Below are 17,098 nucleotides of genomic sequence, written 5' to 3'. Positions count from 1 at the left end.
GATCAGCGCGCAGAGGGATAACCGGCCTCAGAGTCCAATGCCTTTGCCCTTGTCCACTTCTCGCTTCTTCTCCGGCGCCCGATATGGGGCGGCATCCTTCGACGGGCCAAGCTGATTCCCGCGCTCCTTGATCGCCCGTTCGTAGATGTCCCTGGCCATTGGACTGCCAGGCTCCAGGGCAATCCCACGCTCCATGGCAACTTTCACCGTCTCTTCCAGGAAGGCACGATTGCCCTGGAAGCGCACCGGCTCCCCAAATCGGTCCACGGCGGCCTTCAGGCCAATCTCGACCGCTTTTTGCCGCTTCTCCGCTGCTTCATGCCCCAGGCCCAGCATCGCGCGGTTCGTCACCGTCACCTTGTCGCCATGATCCAGCACATAGGGCTTGCCTTTGGGATTGGCGAAGAGGACTTCCGGCGGATTCTTGCGCTCGAATCGTGGTTTCTCCGGCGGCATGAGCGGCTCAGGGGACTTCTGGGATGTCCCTGGCCAATCCGCAAGGGGGTCGGGTTCCGTTATCGTCTTTTGCTGCGGCTCCTGATCGGGCTTTTTCCCGGTCGCGTCCGCGATTTCCGCTTCAACCGATTTTTCAGGCGCTGGCTGTGCGGGTTCCGCAATCTCTGGCCCTGCAGTCCCCTGGACCAGAGTCTCTCCGACATTCAGGGCCTCGCCCTTCTCCTTCTCCGGGTTCAGGGATGGCCCGAAACTCAGGCCCTCGGCATCATGCCCCGGCCCATCCCAGCGCCCCTCCTGCTCAAGACGTGCGTGGATCTGGTTGGCCACAAAGCCTTTGCTATGCGGGTTTTTGTCAATGAGGTTCCGGATTTCCCGATGCAGCGGGTCATCCTGGGGAATGAACGCGCGGTTTTCCGCGTCCATGTGGACGATGTGAAGCCCTGGGTTCTTCTCATCATTGCTGGCCACTACATCCATAGGGCCGTAGGACAAAAGGTGATCCAGTTGTGCTGCCATGTGACCTCCGCGCAAAATTGCCTCAACGATAGGCCGCCGCATCCCCCTGTGGATTCACGACGGCGGACTGGTAGGAACGCACATCGACACCGAAGATCGCCGCCACCTCCTCATCGGGAAGCTGATCGGCAACGCCGACCTGCCCGCCGATTCGGGAAAGGTACTCCAGACTCTTGCGAACCACGGACAGATCCCCGGTTTCCGAGCGAAAATAAATGACCTCTGGCGATTCATCGCGAATCAGCGCCTCGATGGCCAGCTGATACCCGCCCCGCCCCTGGGGATCGTCCACCGGACGTAGATGATCCGGGTGACCGCCAATCCACAGATTGCACTGGTCCTCCCTCTTCGGGGTTTGACGGGAACCCGTCAGCACCTTGAAAAATCCAAACATAACCGTCTCCTTACAGTTCTATGCCCAAGGCATGACCGGCAATCTGTTTGCCGATCTCCTTTTTCAGCGTCTTGCCGGGCGTTTCAAAACCCAGCTCTTCGGCCCTCTCGGCGAGCTTGTCCACACGCCGTTGTGCGAGAAATCGCTGGGTGGACCCGACCGGGAGCGATTCAGGGTCAGGCAGTTCACGGAGTTGCGCGAGGATCAGCGCAACCCGCTCCCGGTGCGCCGTATCCCCTCGCTCCAGCTCTTCCTCGGCCCACTCCAGCAGTTCTTCGGCCAGGCTCATAGCTGCACCCCTTGGGAATGCTGCTTCTCCTGTGCTTTAGCTGGAGCCCTTTGGGCCTCCCGCGCAGGCAGGGGGTTGAGCATCTTCGGATCCACGCCCAAAGCCTGTTCGATGGCCTTGCCCTCCCGGTGATCCGGGATCTTCTGAAGCGCGTCGTTGGCCCGCAGACGCCCTGGGTGCTCGTGAATCTGCTCCAGGGTGTCCTTCCCCTCCAGATCCTGGCCCTTGGCGAAGATGCGCACATCCACCTTGGAAGGCTGTGTCTCAGAGGGCTCCGACCGGGACAACGAAACCAGCAGTGGAGCACCATCCGAAAACTGTGCCTCCGCCTGCAAGCCGCCGAGTTCTCCCGGGTGAAATTCCAGCGGCACCTTCTCGTACTCGCCGGGCTGGCCGCCGCGCCGCTGCAAGGTCCCCACCAGGTGCCCGTCTTTCTCATAGGCGGACATGTTGTGCCAGGTGCCATCGCGATCCTTGATGCCCGCATCCAGGGCCGGGAATTCGCCGCGCTCGTTCGCTACGGTCTTCGGCGTAATCCCTTGCTCCACCATCCGCTCAGACAGGCCAGCGGCAACCTCCGCGAAGTAGCTCTCCCGAGTGCTGGCGGCGATCTGGTTCAGGATCTTCTTGTCCTTCATGCCAGCATCCAGCATCGGCTTTTGCGCCGCCTCCACCCGCTCCCTGGCCTTCTCGAAGTGCCCGGGAGTGGCCGGAACTTCCTGCCCGTCAGGCCCCTTCATGGTCGCAACGTGATCCACGAAAGTCCGACCATCCCGCTCAGTCTGCTTGGCAAAAGCGCCAATGCTCACCTCGCCACCCGCATGTTCCCGCGTCGCCGTGTCGAGCTTGGTGATCAGCCGCTGAGCAAACTCGGAGCCCATGTCCGCCGACAGGATGGTCCTGCCGGCTTCGTTCTCCAGCGTGACGCGCAACTTCCTGAAGGTCTCCCCATTGGCCTGCGTTTCAGCTACCTCCGCACCCACCAGATTGCCTTTCAGCGCCTGTTCGTACCGTGCCCCATGTTCCTTCAGTGCGTCGCGGACAATCGCCTTGTTCTCCGGGGAGTACCCCTTCTTCCATTCCGCGTCCCCAATCTGTTCTCGCGCGGTTTTCAGGGCGGCATTGGTCTGTTCATCGTTGACCAGCACAAAAGCATCTGCCAGGTTGTTCCGTTGCATCATTCGGGTAGCCATCACTTTCTCCTTTTCATTTCCAGAAAAAATTGCTCACAAAAACTCCGGTACCTACTGTTTCTATATCTCCACACCCTGCTGCTTCTGCTGCTCCGGCCGGCGGGCTGAGGCCTTGGGAGCAACACGCGCCGGGTTGAGCGTCTTCAGGTCCACGCCCAAAGCCTGCTCAATCACCTTGCCCTCCGGGTGATCCGGGACCTTCTGGAGCGCTTCATTGGCCCGCAGATGTCCCGGGTACTCATGAATTCGCTGCCAGGCGAAGACTGCGGCGTCCCTCGACTGGGAAAAGACCTTCATATCCACACCGCCATCCCGACCACGGGAAAGGCCAACCGCCAGGAGTTCCCCGGACTCGCGCTCAAACTTGGCCACCACCCCATAATTCACGTCAGGCTGAAAAACACCGGCTGGCATCGTCTCCACCAGACCCGTTTCCGCATCGCGCCGCTGCAAGGTCCCCACCAGACGGCCATCGTTTTCCTGCACGGAAAGGTTGTACCAGTCGCCGTCGCGGTCCTTGATGGCCGCAGACAGCGCGGCGCTCGGGTCGCGGACAGTAATACCTGGGCTCACATCAGGGCTCTGGGAAACCGGCACAGTGTCGAGCCGTTGGGCCGGTTCTGGTGCTGCCACCGTCTGCTCAGGCGGCATCAGCGCGTCCAGCTTTTTGATGACATCCCGCGCGGCATATACGGCATTGCCCGTCCACTGCCGTTGCCAGGCGCCCTCGGAAGGCGCCCATCGAAAGCCGCTCGACTTCATGAGATTGCGGACCTCTTCGTCAGGCTTGTCCTCGAACCGGAACTGGATGCGGTTGATCTCCCTGTTCTCCCGAACCGTTCCCCAGGCATACGGTGTCTCACGGTCCTTCAGGGCCTGGGCCTTTTCCAGGATCTGAATACGCTCTTCCAGCCGCCGGATGTTGGCGTTATTGTTGCTGAGGGAGTACGACGCAAAACCCACGGTTCCCATGACATCCGGGGTCAAAATGGCTTTTGCCTGGTCTGGCTGGAAACCCAGACGCTCCAGGGCCGCCTGCTGCGCCTCGGGGCCATCCTTCTGATGTTTGCGGATGGCGGCGTTCGCCGCCTTCATGCGCTCCTGGGAAGACTTCAGATTCTCCACCCGCTCCCTGAGTTTTTTCACGGCATCCGGATCGTCCGCGCTGATGGCGTAGTCGTTGACGCCCTTGGCGCGGCGCTCGTAATACGCTGCCTTCTCCAGCAGGTCGAAGCCTTTGCCAAAGTTCTGGTGGATGCGCTCACGATAGCGACGGTCGCGGCCTTCACTGTGGTGGCCAACCAGGATCGGCTGACCAAAAGGGATGGCGTCCGCCATGCGCCTGGCCTGCTCGACGTGCGCTTTCGCCCGCGCCCGCGTCTTATCAGAAAGGGCGCGATAGCGCTCCTTACGCGCCTCGATTTTTTGCTCGTAGGCGTTCTTCCCGGGAGCTTCTGGTGCTTTTTCCTCTTTCTGAAGATCAGCAGCTGGTTTTGGGGTAACCCCTTCCGGCGCAATCCCTTGCACAATGTCCGCCTTCTCCAGGGCGTTACGCACCATACCATCGGCGTCCATGGCCAAAACCCGCCTGGCAAAGGCCGTGAACCGCACGTCCTTGACGCGGGAATATGCGCCTTGGTCATTGACCAGATGATATGTGGTTGCCGCACCCGCCTTGCCAGAAGCAATGCGCTCCTGGCCGCCCGCAACTTTCAGCGTCACATACTCCTGTCCATTCACCACCTGGCCACCGACCTCCACGCGCAGGCCCTTCAGATCCTCCCACGCTCTGGTCATACCATCCCGCAAGCCCCGAGTTTCCCGTTCCCGCTCTGCCAGCGCATTGCTTTCGCGCAGGGCCTGCGCCTTTTCAGGACCGGCCCACTCCAGCAACTGTGCGACCCGTTCTTTTTGGGTCTTGCCCAGTTTTACTCCCGTAATGTGCGTAAATACCTCTTCCGATCCCGGGTTTTGGCTGTTGTGGCCAATCATTCCCAGCAGGGTTTTGAGATCCTTGTCCTGAATCGCCCCGACCACTTTTCCGATCATCGGGCTGTCCGGACTTGCCTCAATCCCGTGCTTCCAGTAGGTCGCCTGCGCGATTTCCCGGGGTTCGCGCAGGCTGCCGGATTCCAGCAGTGCCTTGCCATGCTCCCTGAGCCGCGCCTTGAAAGCGTCCCTGATTTCCCGGTCCAGATCGTGAAATCGCTCGCCAAGCCGTCTTGCCTGGTCATGGGCGGTTTGGACGGCGGGCAGATCGGAGATCTCTTCCGGAGCGAACGCCTGCGCCAGGCGTAATTCCGGGGCCGACGATCCCCGGTTTTCTCCCTCCCGGAGGATCCCAAAGGTATCGTCCACGCCTGTGCGGAAATCCCGCATCATGTCGGAGAAGCCCCGAAAATCCGCCGGAGCCAGACGCTCGGAGCGCTCGCGGACCGCCGTCACCAGTTTCTCTTCCCGCTGTGGCAACTGGGCGTAAAACGCCTGGTACTCCTGAAGTGCCTGTTCCTTGCGCGGATCCACTGGGCGATGCTCTGGCGGAAGCAGGTCTGGGTAGTGCTCCAGCTTCACCTCCAAAAGGGTCCGGGGCGCAAAGTGATAATCGAGTTCCGCCCCGGCACGGGTGATCTCCGGAATACTGATGTAGCCCACTTCGGGATGGCCCATACCTAAGTCCGCCAGACCAAAAGCTTGCATCTGGTTCGGGAAGCCGTTCCCCTCATTGGCCGGATCTCCGCGATCCTTCTCAAGGATGAACCACTGGGCACCATTGGGACCAAAATAGCGCAGGGATACTGGGCGCTCGCTGTCCGGCACGCCGTCAGTCTCATAGGTCGCCGGCATCTGCCGGATAATCTCCTGTAACTCCTGCATCTTGTCCGAGAAAAAGCCTTTTTCTTCGCTGCTGCGGAGCAACTGATCTGTCACCGTAGCCTGTTGGCCTCCAAGGAATGGCCGCACATCGTCGGGGACCTTCGTCAAAGGTTCCGGTGCCTTGCCGTACATGAGACTGTGTTCGGCATCAAAAGCCCGGACCACACCGACGAATCGGTCCCGGCTGGCGGCGAAATCGAGCTTTTCTGATGCGATCTCGGGCGGCACCACGCCACTAACCTGATGACTGAGAGCCGTATCGAAGTCTTCACGAGACATCATTCGCCTGGCTGGGGCGACTTCCCATTCCTGGCCAGAGCGGTAGAGGTCCTGCAACCGGACTTCGGAGTCATCGATGCGGGTAACGATGGAGGGAGTATCCCAGTCTGCCCCGAATTGATTTCTCCGGGTTATCACGAAGTCTCCGACCTGAATCTGGGGGGCTTTCTCTGCCTCTGGAGCGAGAGCCCGGTCGAATCCCACGGCCTGATCCAGAGCGATCTCGCAGAACTGTCCGTCCCGGCCATATACCCGTGCCTCAATACCCTGATCTGGCCCCGTCTCCGCCCGCAGGTGATAGCGGATATCGCCGCCAGAGGTATCCAAGGCCGCGATGATCCGTCCTGAGAAGGGACTGGATGTCACGCCCGGTTCATGCGGTTCAAAACGCACGAAATCGCCGACCTGGGGTCGTTCCATGCGCCGAGCGCCTTGGTTCAGTTGAGACGCGACGAGACCCACCGTGGCCGGACTGAGGCCCACAGCCTCGCCGTAAGCCACCGGGCTTTCCTGTAGCGCTCTGGCCCATTGCGCGGAACGCTGGGGATCGGTACGGCCTTGCCGCTCAACGAAGGCTTCGGCATTGGCGACGGGATCGCTCAGTCCGGCAAAATTCGGGTGTTCGCCTTGCCGGATGCGGGTGCGGTTTTCAAGAAACGCAATCAGCTCCGGGTCCAGGGCGCGTTCCGGCAAGGCTGCCGCCCGCAAGGCCGCCGCCTGCAGGGCCGCCGCCCGCTCCGGCTGCCCACGCGCGGTTTCGACCGCCATGAGCACGGCGAGGCCCGCCCGATCGCGCGAATCGTCCATGCCTATGGTGCGTTGGTACGCATCGGTCTGCGGATCGATGGCGTCCAGATCCGGACCGGGGGTGACAGCGCCCGGGATGTGTTCCACCAGGTCGTTAGGCAGTACCGTGGGCGCGATGTCGTCCGCCCCGTCCAGGCCGGGGGTGCCGTTGGGCCACCGGTAGATGCGCCTCAGTCGCGTTGCTTCGCCGGGCTGGGCGGCGTCAAGCACCACGCCCTCAACCTCTTGCCCAATCTCATTCCTGTACCGGACGTAATCGCCACGGGAGACGGTTGGTCGCTCCTGCTCCACCAGCAATTCCGGCGTCCGTTCGATCAGATAGTCGCTGATCCCCTGGGCATCCTTGATGGTCTGCATCAGGATCTGCTTGCGCTCTTTTTCCGGCAGGGCTTTGAGCCATGAGGCAAGATAGGCGGCTGAATTACCCATCTCGCGCCCCTCTTCCAGGTCCTGGGATGCAGGATCAAAGCCAATCCCCAAACTCGCTGCGGTCATGGCCGCGGACATCTCCGCCCGCAACTCCTCGATGGCGTACTTCTCACTGCCGAAGGAGTTTTTCAGATCGCGGTTCAGTCGTCTCTCATGACCTGTGGCATGGGACAGCTCGTGCAGGAGGGTGGTGTCATGCCCCACAGCCTGCTCGAAAGATTCCACGGGAGGCATCTGCACCCGGTCCTCCGACGGACGATAAAACGCCCGGCCGCCGCCGTACCGCAATTCCACGCCCAGGCGCTCGGCCAGCTTCGGCAACCGATCATCGGGTTTCCCCTCGATCTCCAGACGCGGGGACCGCTCCAGCGGGGGAATGCCGTCTATCTGTGATGCGTGAAACACCGTGTAGTAACGGACACCAAGCCGTTCCTCCACGGGCTCGATGTTCTGGGCGCCCTGCGCCCAAAGCCTCTCTATTTCCTCATCGGTGCGCTTGTGCTCGTAACGCGACCACTTTTCGATGGGAATCCCATGCTCACCCTTGCGCACCTGCCAGCCCTGCTCCTGGGCCTGCTTGTAGGTACACCAACGTGGATCGGACGGGTCCGGAGAGAACATCATGAGATTTTGGTAGTTCACCCCGCTGTAAGGCTTGCCTGTGACTGCATTGACCGGGGCCAACACATCGCCGGCTTCCCAGGGCCTTTGCCAGGAGGCAGTTCCTGCCCCGATCTGTTCAATCAGTCGGTCGGCAAGCTCAAGACGGGGATCTTTCCTATCGGTGTTGTTCCCTGAAGGGGATGGGGCGGGGACGGGCATCGTATACTCTCCAGCGCAGTTAATCTTCGACTGGAGGGTATAGATCGGGCGATCGTGGTATAGCTTTATCGGGCCGAGCAGCGCCCTGCCCGGCATAGAGACGCAGTTGCTCTGCTGTGCTTTAAAATCAGGATGCCTTATAACTCCGGCCCACGTTTTTTCTTCCCTGGCAGCACCTGCTGGACTTTTTTGAGATCAAATTCCAGATCCTTCCGCAGACTGGATAGCAATCCGCTGACCGTATTCTCGAAATATTTCTCATACCCCTCCTTGCCAAACACCCTGTCATGTTGTGTTTGCGGCAGGAATCGCGCCATCTGCGCACGAAACCCCTCTCCACCAGCAATCACGGGAATCGCAGCAATGGCGCGATCCAAAAACCGGGGGAATTCATCCAATCCATAATCCGAGACTTTCTTTCTGACCAGTTGGGTATCCAACTGCGCTCCCTGACCAGATAACCACGCGATATCCCAAATATCCCGATGCCTGATCCGCGATGGGGTAAACTCCATCTCCTGGCCAATCATTCTGGAAATGGAAGCAGGAAGCGCAATCAGCTTGTCCGCCAGAATCTCATCCCTGGACTCGACCGCCACCAAAGGTTGACTACGCCCCTCCAGAACGGAATAGTTAATCCGCAATGGAAGAATATCCCTGGAATAGGCCGGTACGTTGGCGATTTCCAGTTTGATCTTTTGCCGTGGCACGTCCGGACGATCCGGACTGGTCTGGATCGTGACCATCCATTTATCTACCCGCACTGTCCCATCAAATGGAGCATCCCTGGGCTCCCGGACTGTGATATCCAGGTCAAAGCGCTTGCCAATCTTCCCGACAATGCAGCCTTTGACGGCAGCCATACTCCGGGCGGAAAAATTCTTTCCACCCGCAAAGTCAAGGTCTTCACTGAATCGCTCAGAACCATAACATAGACGCAGAGAGGTTCCCCCCTGAAACACCATATCCTTTAACAGCCCCTCTTCGTCCAATGCGCTAAAAATCTCATAGTGCAGCAGTTCCTTCTCCACCACGGGACGCAAAAAACCCAGCCCGTCACCCCGCATGGCCGCATCTACATATTGCGCAAAATCTTCTTTATTCATCATCCACCTCGTCCCGATCAATCAAGTCTATGTTCCGTCCTACACGATGGAGATCCTGGATGGCAGCCTGCTTTCTGGCAATACGCAATGGACGCCCCTTGACGACTAATGTTCTTTCCAGAAGATCCGGAATAGTGCGCTTGGTGTGCGTGAATTCAATAGCCCCAAAGGGGGTCTTGTGGAGCCCTTTCGCGCCTGTGGTCATTACCGTCAAGCGATCCACAGGAATCTGTGAGATCACACCATATTCCGAGAGAATACTTTCCAGAGAAACGTAATTGAAATCTCCCGGGCGCAGGGCCTGCGCGATCCGCTCGATCAGCCAGCCCCGGTGACGCGGCACAGCTGGACCAAAAAGGTAGATGCCGCGAGCGGCGCGAACCAGAAGGTTGTCCTGGCACATGCGCTGCAAGCTCTTCTCCAGCGCTTTCTCATCCTCTTCCGGAAAAATCTTCTCCAGGTCTCGTCTTGAATAGACGACAAGCCCCTTCTGTTCCAGGGCGGATAGGCGATTCAGCAGATCCAGTCGTTTCATGTGCGCGCGAACCAGACAGTTGTGTAGGGTTTCTATACACATAATAGAATCTGCCATGTCGCTTGTCTATCAGGCAGAAAATCCGCGAGCGCATCCAGTAGGTGTCCCTTTGGTTGCCTGCCCGGCAAGACCATCCCATTTCGGATGTTTCGATTATTCGTTTATTTCGGTTATACTTCCTCCCATAATGCTGTTTGAAACTCCCTGGAGGCTGCCATGACCACACTCTCTCCCACCCATTCGTTGCCGACGGCCGAAGAAGTTGCCATCGCCCGCGAGAGCGGCCGGGCGTTGTCCGCCTTCCTTCAGACCCGCGCGGAAACCCAGCAGATCGAGATATTCAACGACCAGGGTACGTCCCATCCGGTGCGCGTCCCGGTGTCGGCGCTGCGCCTGCTCGTGGACGTCCTGACCGAAATCGGTGAGGGCAACGCGGTCAGTATCATCCCGATCCACGCCGAACTGACAACACAGGACGCAGCGGACGTACTCAATGTCTCGCGACCGTTCCTCGTCCGGTTGCTGGAGCGCGGCGAGATCCCGTTCCACAAGATCGGTACTCACCGTCGTGTCCGCTACCAGGACGTGATCGCGTACAAGGAGCGGATCGACGCTGAGCACAGCAAGGCCCTTGATGCACTGGCCGAGCAAGCCCAGGCGCTCAGGATGGGGTACGAATGAATGGGTTCGAACTTCATCGTCATCTACGACGCGTGCGTGCTCTACCCGGCGCCGTTGCGCTTTCAGACACTTTGAAATGGCGCCATTACGCCGCACATCGGTGGCGCCATATTGCCCGGTCAGTGACAAGTGGCGCGGCGCTCATGCCCCTGATACGCCACTTGAGGAATCCATCCGGAGTGATCCAGACGAATCTCCGTGACCAAGCATCGGGATTTTCGGGCTAGCCAGGATGCTCCGGGCAGATCTGGCCGGACCGGATTGGAAATGCCCGTTCCCTGCGGGAACAGCACCACTCCGTGGCCCGCCTCCAGGGTGCGCAGAATCACCCGAAGCGCCATGGGTGATCGCTGATCGAGAGGGACCATGCGATGGTGGCCGTTGACCCGACCATACCAGGACAGCGCCCTTCGCCAGAAAGGTTGGCGGGCATAATCGGGATCGACGGCGAAGAGGTAGCCGCAGTGGCCGCCAATCTGATGCAGACAGTGGACAACGACTGGGCCGTCCAGTAAGGACGCATGAGGACGGACAAGGATCAGGTGACCCGGCATGGCGATACTCCCGTGAAAGCTGATGGGAGGGTATAGATCATGCTCAGGGCGGGTATCGGAGCATGCGGACAGTGAATCCTCCCGCGACTAAGCCAGGACTGTAGTCGGGGCTTCGTGCTCTGCGCATGGCGAAAAATTCAGCACCCGCTAGGCATGGTTGGGACTGAGAACAAATTTGCCAAGAAGCGCACGACCTAGCGTAAGAAAATCTGTGCAGATGGTGCTATCCTAGGAGAAGTTTCAGATCGGACAAAAATTTCGATGAGCACTGAACATTTTCGGATTACCTACGATGGTCCAGCCCTGGATACGCACGAAATGGATGTGCGGGATCTGGCTCCCGCGCTGCTCTCTCTGGCAGACGCTTGTGATGCTGCCAGTCAGGCACTGTTTGGCCCGAAGAGCAAAATGGTGGTAAACGTCAAGGCGTCGTTCAAAACCGGCAGTTTTGGTGTAGACCTTACTTTGGCATCCTGCGTGCTCCAGTCAACGATAAACTGGTTTGCTGGTAAGGACGGGCAAGGACTGGCCAATGCGACAGCGGTACTCCTGGGGTTGGGGGCTTTTGGCGGTGGCGTCATCGCTGCTCTGAAATGGTTGCGCGGACGAAAAATTCACAGGATAGATATTCACGGGAACAAACGAATTCTCATCACGGAAGATGAGGATCAGCTTGAAATCGAAGAATATACTCTTATTTTGCTTCAGCACCGCGAATTTCGGGAAAAGCTCGAAAAAGCGTTGGACCCCCTGAACTGTGATGGCATTGAGACTATAGCGTTGGGCCGGGATGATTCTGTCGATGTCACTGTTAGCAAAAAGGAGCGTGGATACTTTGTTACCCCACCAGCCACGGATGAGATTTTGTTCTCTGAAGAGCGAACACAGGCTTTCTCTATCGCCAATCTGGCGTTTCAAGATGGCAACAAGTGGAGACTGTATGATGGGCAGGCGACCGTATTTGTGTCTATTGAGGATACAGACTTCCTCCTTCGAGTGAACACCGATAAGGAATCTTTTGCAAAATCTGACGTTTTGATTTGCCGCGTCCGGGTCACGCAATGGCAAACAGATGCCGGGGTAAAAACGGACTATGCCGTATTAAAAGTTCTGGAACACAAAACTCATGCCACACAGCTAAAATTGCCCACGGTGTAGCCTGAGCCTTCCTGGAGCATTACCATGAGCACTACCGTCGACACCTACGTCCGCGCCCGCATTGACACCAACACCAAGGAGCGAGCTGGAAGCGGGCAAGGGCCAGAAATTCGCCAGTGTGGACGATCTGATGGCGGATTTGCATGCGGACGATTGACCGCTCCTCCGTTCAAGACCGCGTTGCCTGTGCTGCAGGGACAGTTGGTGCATAGTTTGGGTGGTATCCTGTAGCACAAAACCATTCGGGTCTTTAATCCGAAGTTTCCGCATGGCGTGTCTGCTGGAAGGGTTTCCTCCTTCAGGTGCAAGCTGCAACAGATGCATCCCTTATTGCGCTCGGTTGGCTGTCGCCAACTCTTGGAGAAATCGGGGCATGTTAGGAGTGCTACGTTATGTCACCAAAGAAAATCACCATCGCCGAACAGGATTTGACCGAAGCGTACCAGCGGGAAATCAGCGAGATTCTGGAATTTCTGGGCCAGAATATTGCGGAGTGTCTAATCACGGACGAGTCCAGTATTTACGACTTTTCCATCTGCTACCCTGAAGATGAGTATCCGGAGGATGACGATACCAGAGGGACCTACCAGGAGGCTGTGGACGCTTGGAAATCATGGCTGGAAACCGCATGGCCAAAACATTTTCCTGGGGTGCCACTGGGCGTTGGGAAAGATCGGTATTTGGTCAGCCTTGCCGCCAGGATACGGGAGAGCCGAAATGTGCAGTGATGTTGCAACCTGTCACCATGGGATCGGACCACGACTGTTTCAAAAGCGGCTGCAAGCGCGAGGCCAAGGGCCAACACCGCGCCACACTGGATGACGCCAGCCGCCGGGGTGGGTCGCAACGGGCGTGCCAGAGCGAAGCGGCAGGCGCGGGCCGTTGCTAAGAGGCTGATATCGAAAGAGATGACAGCACGGCACCCCTTCTTTATCTTGCGTTCCCCCCTACTTCAATCCTAAACTCAATCGTGTACCAAAATGAGGGACCGTCCGAACTTCACAATGACACCGGGGGCCGGGGCAGATAGTAACAATCAAGAAGGTAGATGACGTAGATGGCAAACGAAAATAGTGGCCTGCATAAAGCCAAGCGCAACAAGAATGACGAGTTCTATACACAAATAGTAGATGTTGAGAGGGAGCTAAGGCATTACCGAGACCAGTTTAAGGGAAAGGTTGTGTACTGTAACTGCGATGATCCGTATGTCAGCGCATTTTTTGAATACTTCACCAAGAACTTCGAATTTTTGGGGCTAAAAAGGCTCGTCACCACCTGCTATAAGAGTCAGCGGCTGGATCTTTTCAGTCAGAACGATTCAAAAGAAGCCATCAAATTGGAATACACTGGCGGCGCCCCAAACAGCATGCCGAAACCGAACGACATTGGCATAACACCACTCAATGGTGACGGCGACTTTCGCAGCCAGGAATGCGTAGAAATTCTCAATGGATCAGACATTGTTGTCACCAATCCCCCGTTTTCGTTGTTCAGTGAATATGTGGCGCAGTTAGCCAACCACAATAAAAAGTTCATCATCATAGGGCACCAAAACGCGATTACCTATAAAGATGTTTTCCCTCTCATTAAGAACAACAAAATGTGGCTTGGCTACGGTTTCAAAAGAAATATGGCTCATTTTGTTGCACCACATTATAAGGATACTGCTTCTGACGCCGATCATCGGGACGGTATGATCCGGGTATCTGGGGTGGTCTGGTACACAAACCTCGACCACCACAAGCGTCATGAGGAAATGATTTTGGTAAAGCGTTACGACGGCAATGAATCAGCTTATCCTCTCTATGACAACTATGATGCCATAGAGGTCTCAAAGACGCAGGATATTCCTCTCGATTATGAGGGCGCAATGGGCGTCCCAATCACGTTCCTCACTAAATATAACCCTGAACAATTCAAGATAATTGGTGCAACAGAAAGTGAAGGCTCAGGCTTTTCTTTTGGGCTATGGAAACCTGAAAGCGGCATTTCGCAGGCGGTTATAAAAGGAAAGCGGGTTTACAAACGCCTTTTCATCCGCAACCATAATATTGCTTCGGAGAAATGATGGAGATAAAACTGCATAATATCGCGATCAGAGATTTGGTCGAAGGTTACCAGGACAATCAGGAGGCCGGAGTTGTCGGTTTCGGCGACAGACTAAATATCCGCCCGCCCTACCAGAGAGAATTTGTTTACAACGATAAACAACGTGAGGCGGTGATCGATACTATCACTAGAGACTTTCCGCTCAACACGATGTACTGGGCTATAACTCCTGAAGGTTTCGAGATTATCGACGGTCAACAGCGTACCATTTCGATCTGCCAGTATGTGGATGGTGTATTTTCCTACAAAGATCGTTACTTCCATAACCTTCAACATAATGAGAGAGATAGCATCCTCAACTACAAACTAACCGTGTACCAATGTCAGGGCGCTGATAGTGAGAAACTGGACTGGTTTCGTATTATCAATATTGCTGGTGAAAAACTGACAGATCAAGAGTTGCGAAACGCGGTCTACGCAGGCTCATGGACGGCAGATGCCAAGCGCTATTTCTCCAAGAACCAGTGTGCTGCCTGGATAGTCTCAGAAAAATATATGAACGGTGCGCCCAACCGCCAAGACTACCTAGAAACCGCCATCTCATGGATAAATAATGGTGACATAGATGGTTATATGGCAAAACACCAGCATGATAAAAACGCCAATCCACTGTGGCTTTATTTCCAAACTGTTATTAACTGGGTAAAGGCCACTTTCACGAAGTACCGTAGGGAGATGAAGGGTATCGCTTGGGGAATTCTTTATAACAAATATAAGGATGACGATCTTGATCCGAGGACGCTGGAGGAATCGGTGGCGCGTCTTATGGCAGATGACGATGTGACAAGGAAGAAAGGAATATATGAGTTTCTACTTACAAGAAACGAGAAATACTTGAGTATCCGTGAGTTTACGGACGGGAATAAGCGTACTCTCTACGAACGTCAGAACGGTGCTTGTGCCGCATGCCTGAAAATTTTTGAGATTGGCCAGATGGAGGCAGACCACGTAACACCATGGTCGCAAGGAGGCAAGACGGAATTGGTTAATGGACAAATGCTCTGTCGAGAATGCAATCGCAGGAAATCCGATAGATAAGTTAGGCGAAATGCATACTGAGCGTATAGGGACGAGCCCGATGGTTGGGGCTGGATCTTGTGCATATTACCTACATGGACAACTCCCTTCGTAGAGGAAATTTTTGAATGCGTATTTCTCATATTGAAATTGCTAATTTCCGTAAGCTCTACTCCGTCCGGATCGATCTAGCGGACGAGACTACGCTCTTTGTCGGCGCAAACAATAGCGGGAAGACATCCGCCATTCAAGCCATACGTCGTTTTCTTGTCAAAAAAGGGAAGGGATTCAGGACGCAAGATTTCACCCTGGCGCATTGGAGCGCCATCGACGACATCGGTAAAGCTTGGGCAGCAGCCACAGACGACAAACCCACAGAACTCGATCCCAAGCTTTGGGCCCCTCTCCTCCCGATGCTGGATATCTGGCTGCAGGCTGAGAACAATGAAATTCACCACGTCAGCGCCTTGTTGCCCAGCCTCGACTGGGCTGGTGGGTTATTGGGCGTGAGGTTGTGTCTCAGGCCCAAAGACCTTGAAGCCCTTTATCGCGAATTGAGCTATAGTCAAATCTGGTGTATGAGCATTTTCTGACATAGATCAGGCGGCGGTCTGTTGATCATCCGGCAGGGTGAGGTTAGCCGGTAAGCCATCGATAAATTTCACCCCTGCAAAAAGCTGCAGGACTTTCTCTGGAGCATAAATCCCAATCCAGCGTTTTTCAGCCTGCTGCAGCATCTTGAAACCCAATCCCAGAAAGCTGCTGCGTGATACACAGTTCTTCGTCCGGGTAGTCCGGTGGCGTACCGTAGCGAAGGTGGACTCAATGGCATTGGTGGTCCGGATATGCCGCCAGTGTTCGGCTGGAAAATCATAGAAAGCGAGCAATTCAGCCCGATCTTTTTCCAGTTTAGCCACGGCCTTGGGATACTTTGCCTGGTAATTGCGCACAAACACGTCCAGTGCTTTTTCCGCAGCCTGGCGATTGGCGGCCATCCAGATTTCCTGCAACGCTGCCTTGGCTTTGCTCTGTTGGGCTTTGGGAAGTTCGTTGAGAATGTTGGCGGTCTTATGCACCCAGCAGCGTTGCTGACCAGTTTCGGGATAGGCTTCATCCAGTGCGGCCCAAAACCCCATGGCACCATCCCCAATGGCGAGCAAAGGGGCCGCCTCCAGACCGCGCGCCTGCAGGTCACGCAGGATCTCCAGCCAGGAAGCTTTGGATTCGCGCAGGCCGTCACTGACACTGACCAGCTCTTTCTTGCCCTCTGCCGTCACGCCGATAATCACCAGCAGGCAGATACGCGGATCCTCCTCCGCACGGAGGTTCGTATAAATACCGTCTACCCACCAGTAAGCATAGCGCTTTCCCTGTAGGGAGCGGTGTTGCCAATGGGCATACTCTTGCGCCCACTCCGCCTTGAGACGTCCCAACACCGCAGGTGAAAGTCCCTTGGCCTCATCACCCAGCAAAATGGAAAGGGCTTCCTGCATGTGGCCGGAAGACACCCCATGCAGATAGAGCCAAGGTACTGTAGCGGCTACCGTTCGTGATTTGCGTACATACGGAGGCGCCAGTACCGAATTGAATTTGATCCCCGATCCTGAGCGGTCCCGCACCTTGGGTACTTTGACGGGTACCGGACCCAGAGCGGTCATGATCTCGCGCTCCGGCAGATGCCCATTACGCACGACCGCCTGACGCCCATCAACCATCCGCACTGTCGCAAATTCTTCCAGCAATACCGCCACCTCTGCCTCTATGGCCTGCTCAATCAGAGAGCGTGCCGCGCGTCGAAGTATCCCTTCAATGCCCAGACCCAACTCTCCCATCCCACCTGCTATTACGGTATTCTTTTCCACGGCGTACTCCTTATGTT

Annotated in this window: 16 protein-coding genes; 7 read left to right on the top strand and 9 right to left on the bottom strand. The window is 56.5% G+C overall.

The features are described from left to right. Positions 1-27 precede the first annotated feature (27 nt). The 7 genes from GCD22_RS03060 to abiEi form a co-directional block, all read right to left on the bottom strand. On the bottom strand, positions 28-972 hold the full coding sequence (locus GCD22_RS03060; RefSeq protein WP_153940382.1) for an LPD7 domain-containing protein: 945 nt from the start codon (positions 970-972) through the stop codon (positions 28-30). Positions 973-994: 22 nt separating this feature from the next. Then, on the bottom strand, positions 995-1,366 hold the full coding sequence (locus GCD22_RS03055; RefSeq protein WP_153940381.1) for a hypothetical protein: 372 nt from the start codon (positions 1,364-1,366) through the stop codon (positions 995-997). A 10-nt stretch (positions 1,367-1,376) separates the two neighbouring features. Next, complete coding sequence (locus GCD22_RS03050; protein WP_153940380.1) at positions 1,377-1,655, bottom strand: hypothetical protein; 279 nt, start codon at positions 1,653-1,655, stop codon at positions 1,377-1,379. Continuing rightward, entirely contained in the window at positions 1,652-2,848 is a 1,197-nt protein-coding gene (locus GCD22_RS03045; protein WP_153940379.1) for a hypothetical protein, read from the bottom strand. Before GCD22_RS03045 ends, GCD22_RS03050 begins: the two co-directional genes overlap by 4 nt. A 60-nt stretch (positions 2,849-2,908) precedes the next feature. After that, entirely contained in the window at positions 2,909-8,059 is a 5,151-nt protein-coding gene (locus GCD22_RS03040) for a DUF3560 domain-containing protein (RefSeq protein WP_153940378.1), read from the bottom strand. 137 nt (positions 8,060-8,196) lie between these two features. Further along, on the bottom strand, positions 8,197-9,168 hold the full coding sequence (locus GCD22_RS03035) for a nucleotidyl transferase AbiEii/AbiGii toxin family protein (protein WP_080707782.1): 972 nt from the start codon (positions 9,166-9,168) through the stop codon (positions 8,197-8,199). Continuing rightward, positions 9,158-9,742, bottom strand: a complete 585-nt coding sequence (abiEi, locus tag GCD22_RS03030) for a type IV toxin-antitoxin system AbiEi family antitoxin (RefSeq protein WP_244947563.1) — start codon at positions 9,740-9,742, stop codon at positions 9,158-9,160. The genes GCD22_RS03035 and abiEi overlap by 11 nt, the downstream gene beginning before the upstream one ends. A 174-nt stretch (positions 9,743-9,916) precedes the next feature. On the opposite strand from abiEi, the gene GCD22_RS03025 reads away from it, so the two are divergent. Beyond that, positions 9,917-10,381, top strand: a complete 465-nt coding sequence (locus GCD22_RS03025) for a helix-turn-helix domain-containing protein (protein WP_031571688.1) — start codon at positions 9,917-9,919, stop codon at positions 10,379-10,381. A 119-nt stretch (positions 10,382-10,500) separates the two neighbouring features. Here the strand turns inward: GCD22_RS03025 and GCD22_RS03020 are convergent, their stop codons facing one another. Next, positions 10,501-10,935, bottom strand: coding sequence for a 1-acyl-sn-glycerol-3-phosphate acyltransferase (locus GCD22_RS03020; protein WP_031571690.1), 435 nt, complete (start codon positions 10,933-10,935; stop codon positions 10,501-10,503). A gap of 261 nt (positions 10,936-11,196) precedes the next feature. Here GCD22_RS03020 and GCD22_RS03015 point away from each other — a divergent pair, with 261 nt between their 5' ends. The 6 genes from GCD22_RS03015 to GCD22_RS02995 all read left to right on the top strand — a co-directional run bounded on the left by GCD22_RS03015 (position 11,197) and on the right by GCD22_RS02995 (position 15,812). After that, entirely contained in the window at positions 11,197-12,093 is an 897-nt protein-coding gene (locus tag GCD22_RS03015; RefSeq protein WP_031571692.1) for an LAPAL motif-containing putative phage structural protein, read from the top strand. A 24-nt stretch (positions 12,094-12,117) separates the two neighbouring features. Beyond that, complete coding sequence (locus tag GCD22_RS17870; RefSeq protein WP_031571694.1) at positions 12,118-12,324, top strand: hypothetical protein; 207 nt, start codon at positions 12,118-12,120, stop codon at positions 12,322-12,324. A 161-nt stretch (positions 12,325-12,485) separates the two neighbouring features. Continuing rightward, on the top strand, positions 12,486-12,821 hold the full coding sequence (locus tag GCD22_RS03010; RefSeq protein WP_075322251.1) for a hypothetical protein: 336 nt from the start codon (positions 12,486-12,488) through the stop codon (positions 12,819-12,821). A gap of 329 nt (positions 12,822-13,150) precedes the next feature. Continuing rightward, entirely contained in the window at positions 13,151-14,161 is a 1,011-nt protein-coding gene (locus GCD22_RS03005; RefSeq protein WP_153940377.1) for an adenine-specific methyltransferase EcoRI family protein, read from the top strand. Further along, on the top strand, positions 14,158-15,240 hold the full coding sequence (locus GCD22_RS03000; RefSeq protein ID WP_211371685.1) for an HNH endonuclease family protein: 1,083 nt from the start codon (positions 14,158-14,160) through the stop codon (positions 15,238-15,240). The genes GCD22_RS03005 and GCD22_RS03000 overlap by 4 nt, the downstream gene beginning before the upstream one ends. 107 nt (positions 15,241-15,347) lie before the next feature. Then, complete coding sequence (locus tag GCD22_RS02995) at positions 15,348-15,812, top strand: AAA family ATPase (RefSeq protein ID WP_211371684.1); 465 nt, start codon at positions 15,348-15,350, stop codon at positions 15,810-15,812. Positions 15,813-15,818: 6 nt separating this feature from the next. On the opposite strand, the gene GCD22_RS02990 is transcribed toward GCD22_RS02995, so the two are convergent. Next, entirely contained in the window at positions 15,819-17,051 is a 1,233-nt protein-coding gene (locus tag GCD22_RS02990; protein ID WP_306670500.1) for an IS256 family transposase, read from the bottom strand. Positions 17,052-17,098 lie beyond the last annotated feature (47 nt).

Source organism: Acidithiobacillus thiooxidans ATCC 19377 (assembly GCF_009662475.1).
GTDB lineage: Bacteria > Pseudomonadota > Gammaproteobacteria > Acidithiobacillales > Acidithiobacillaceae > Acidithiobacillus > Acidithiobacillus thiooxidans.
The sequence above is the reverse complement of the archived record's forward strand: the minus strand, read 5'-3'. Positions and strand labels throughout refer to the sequence as shown.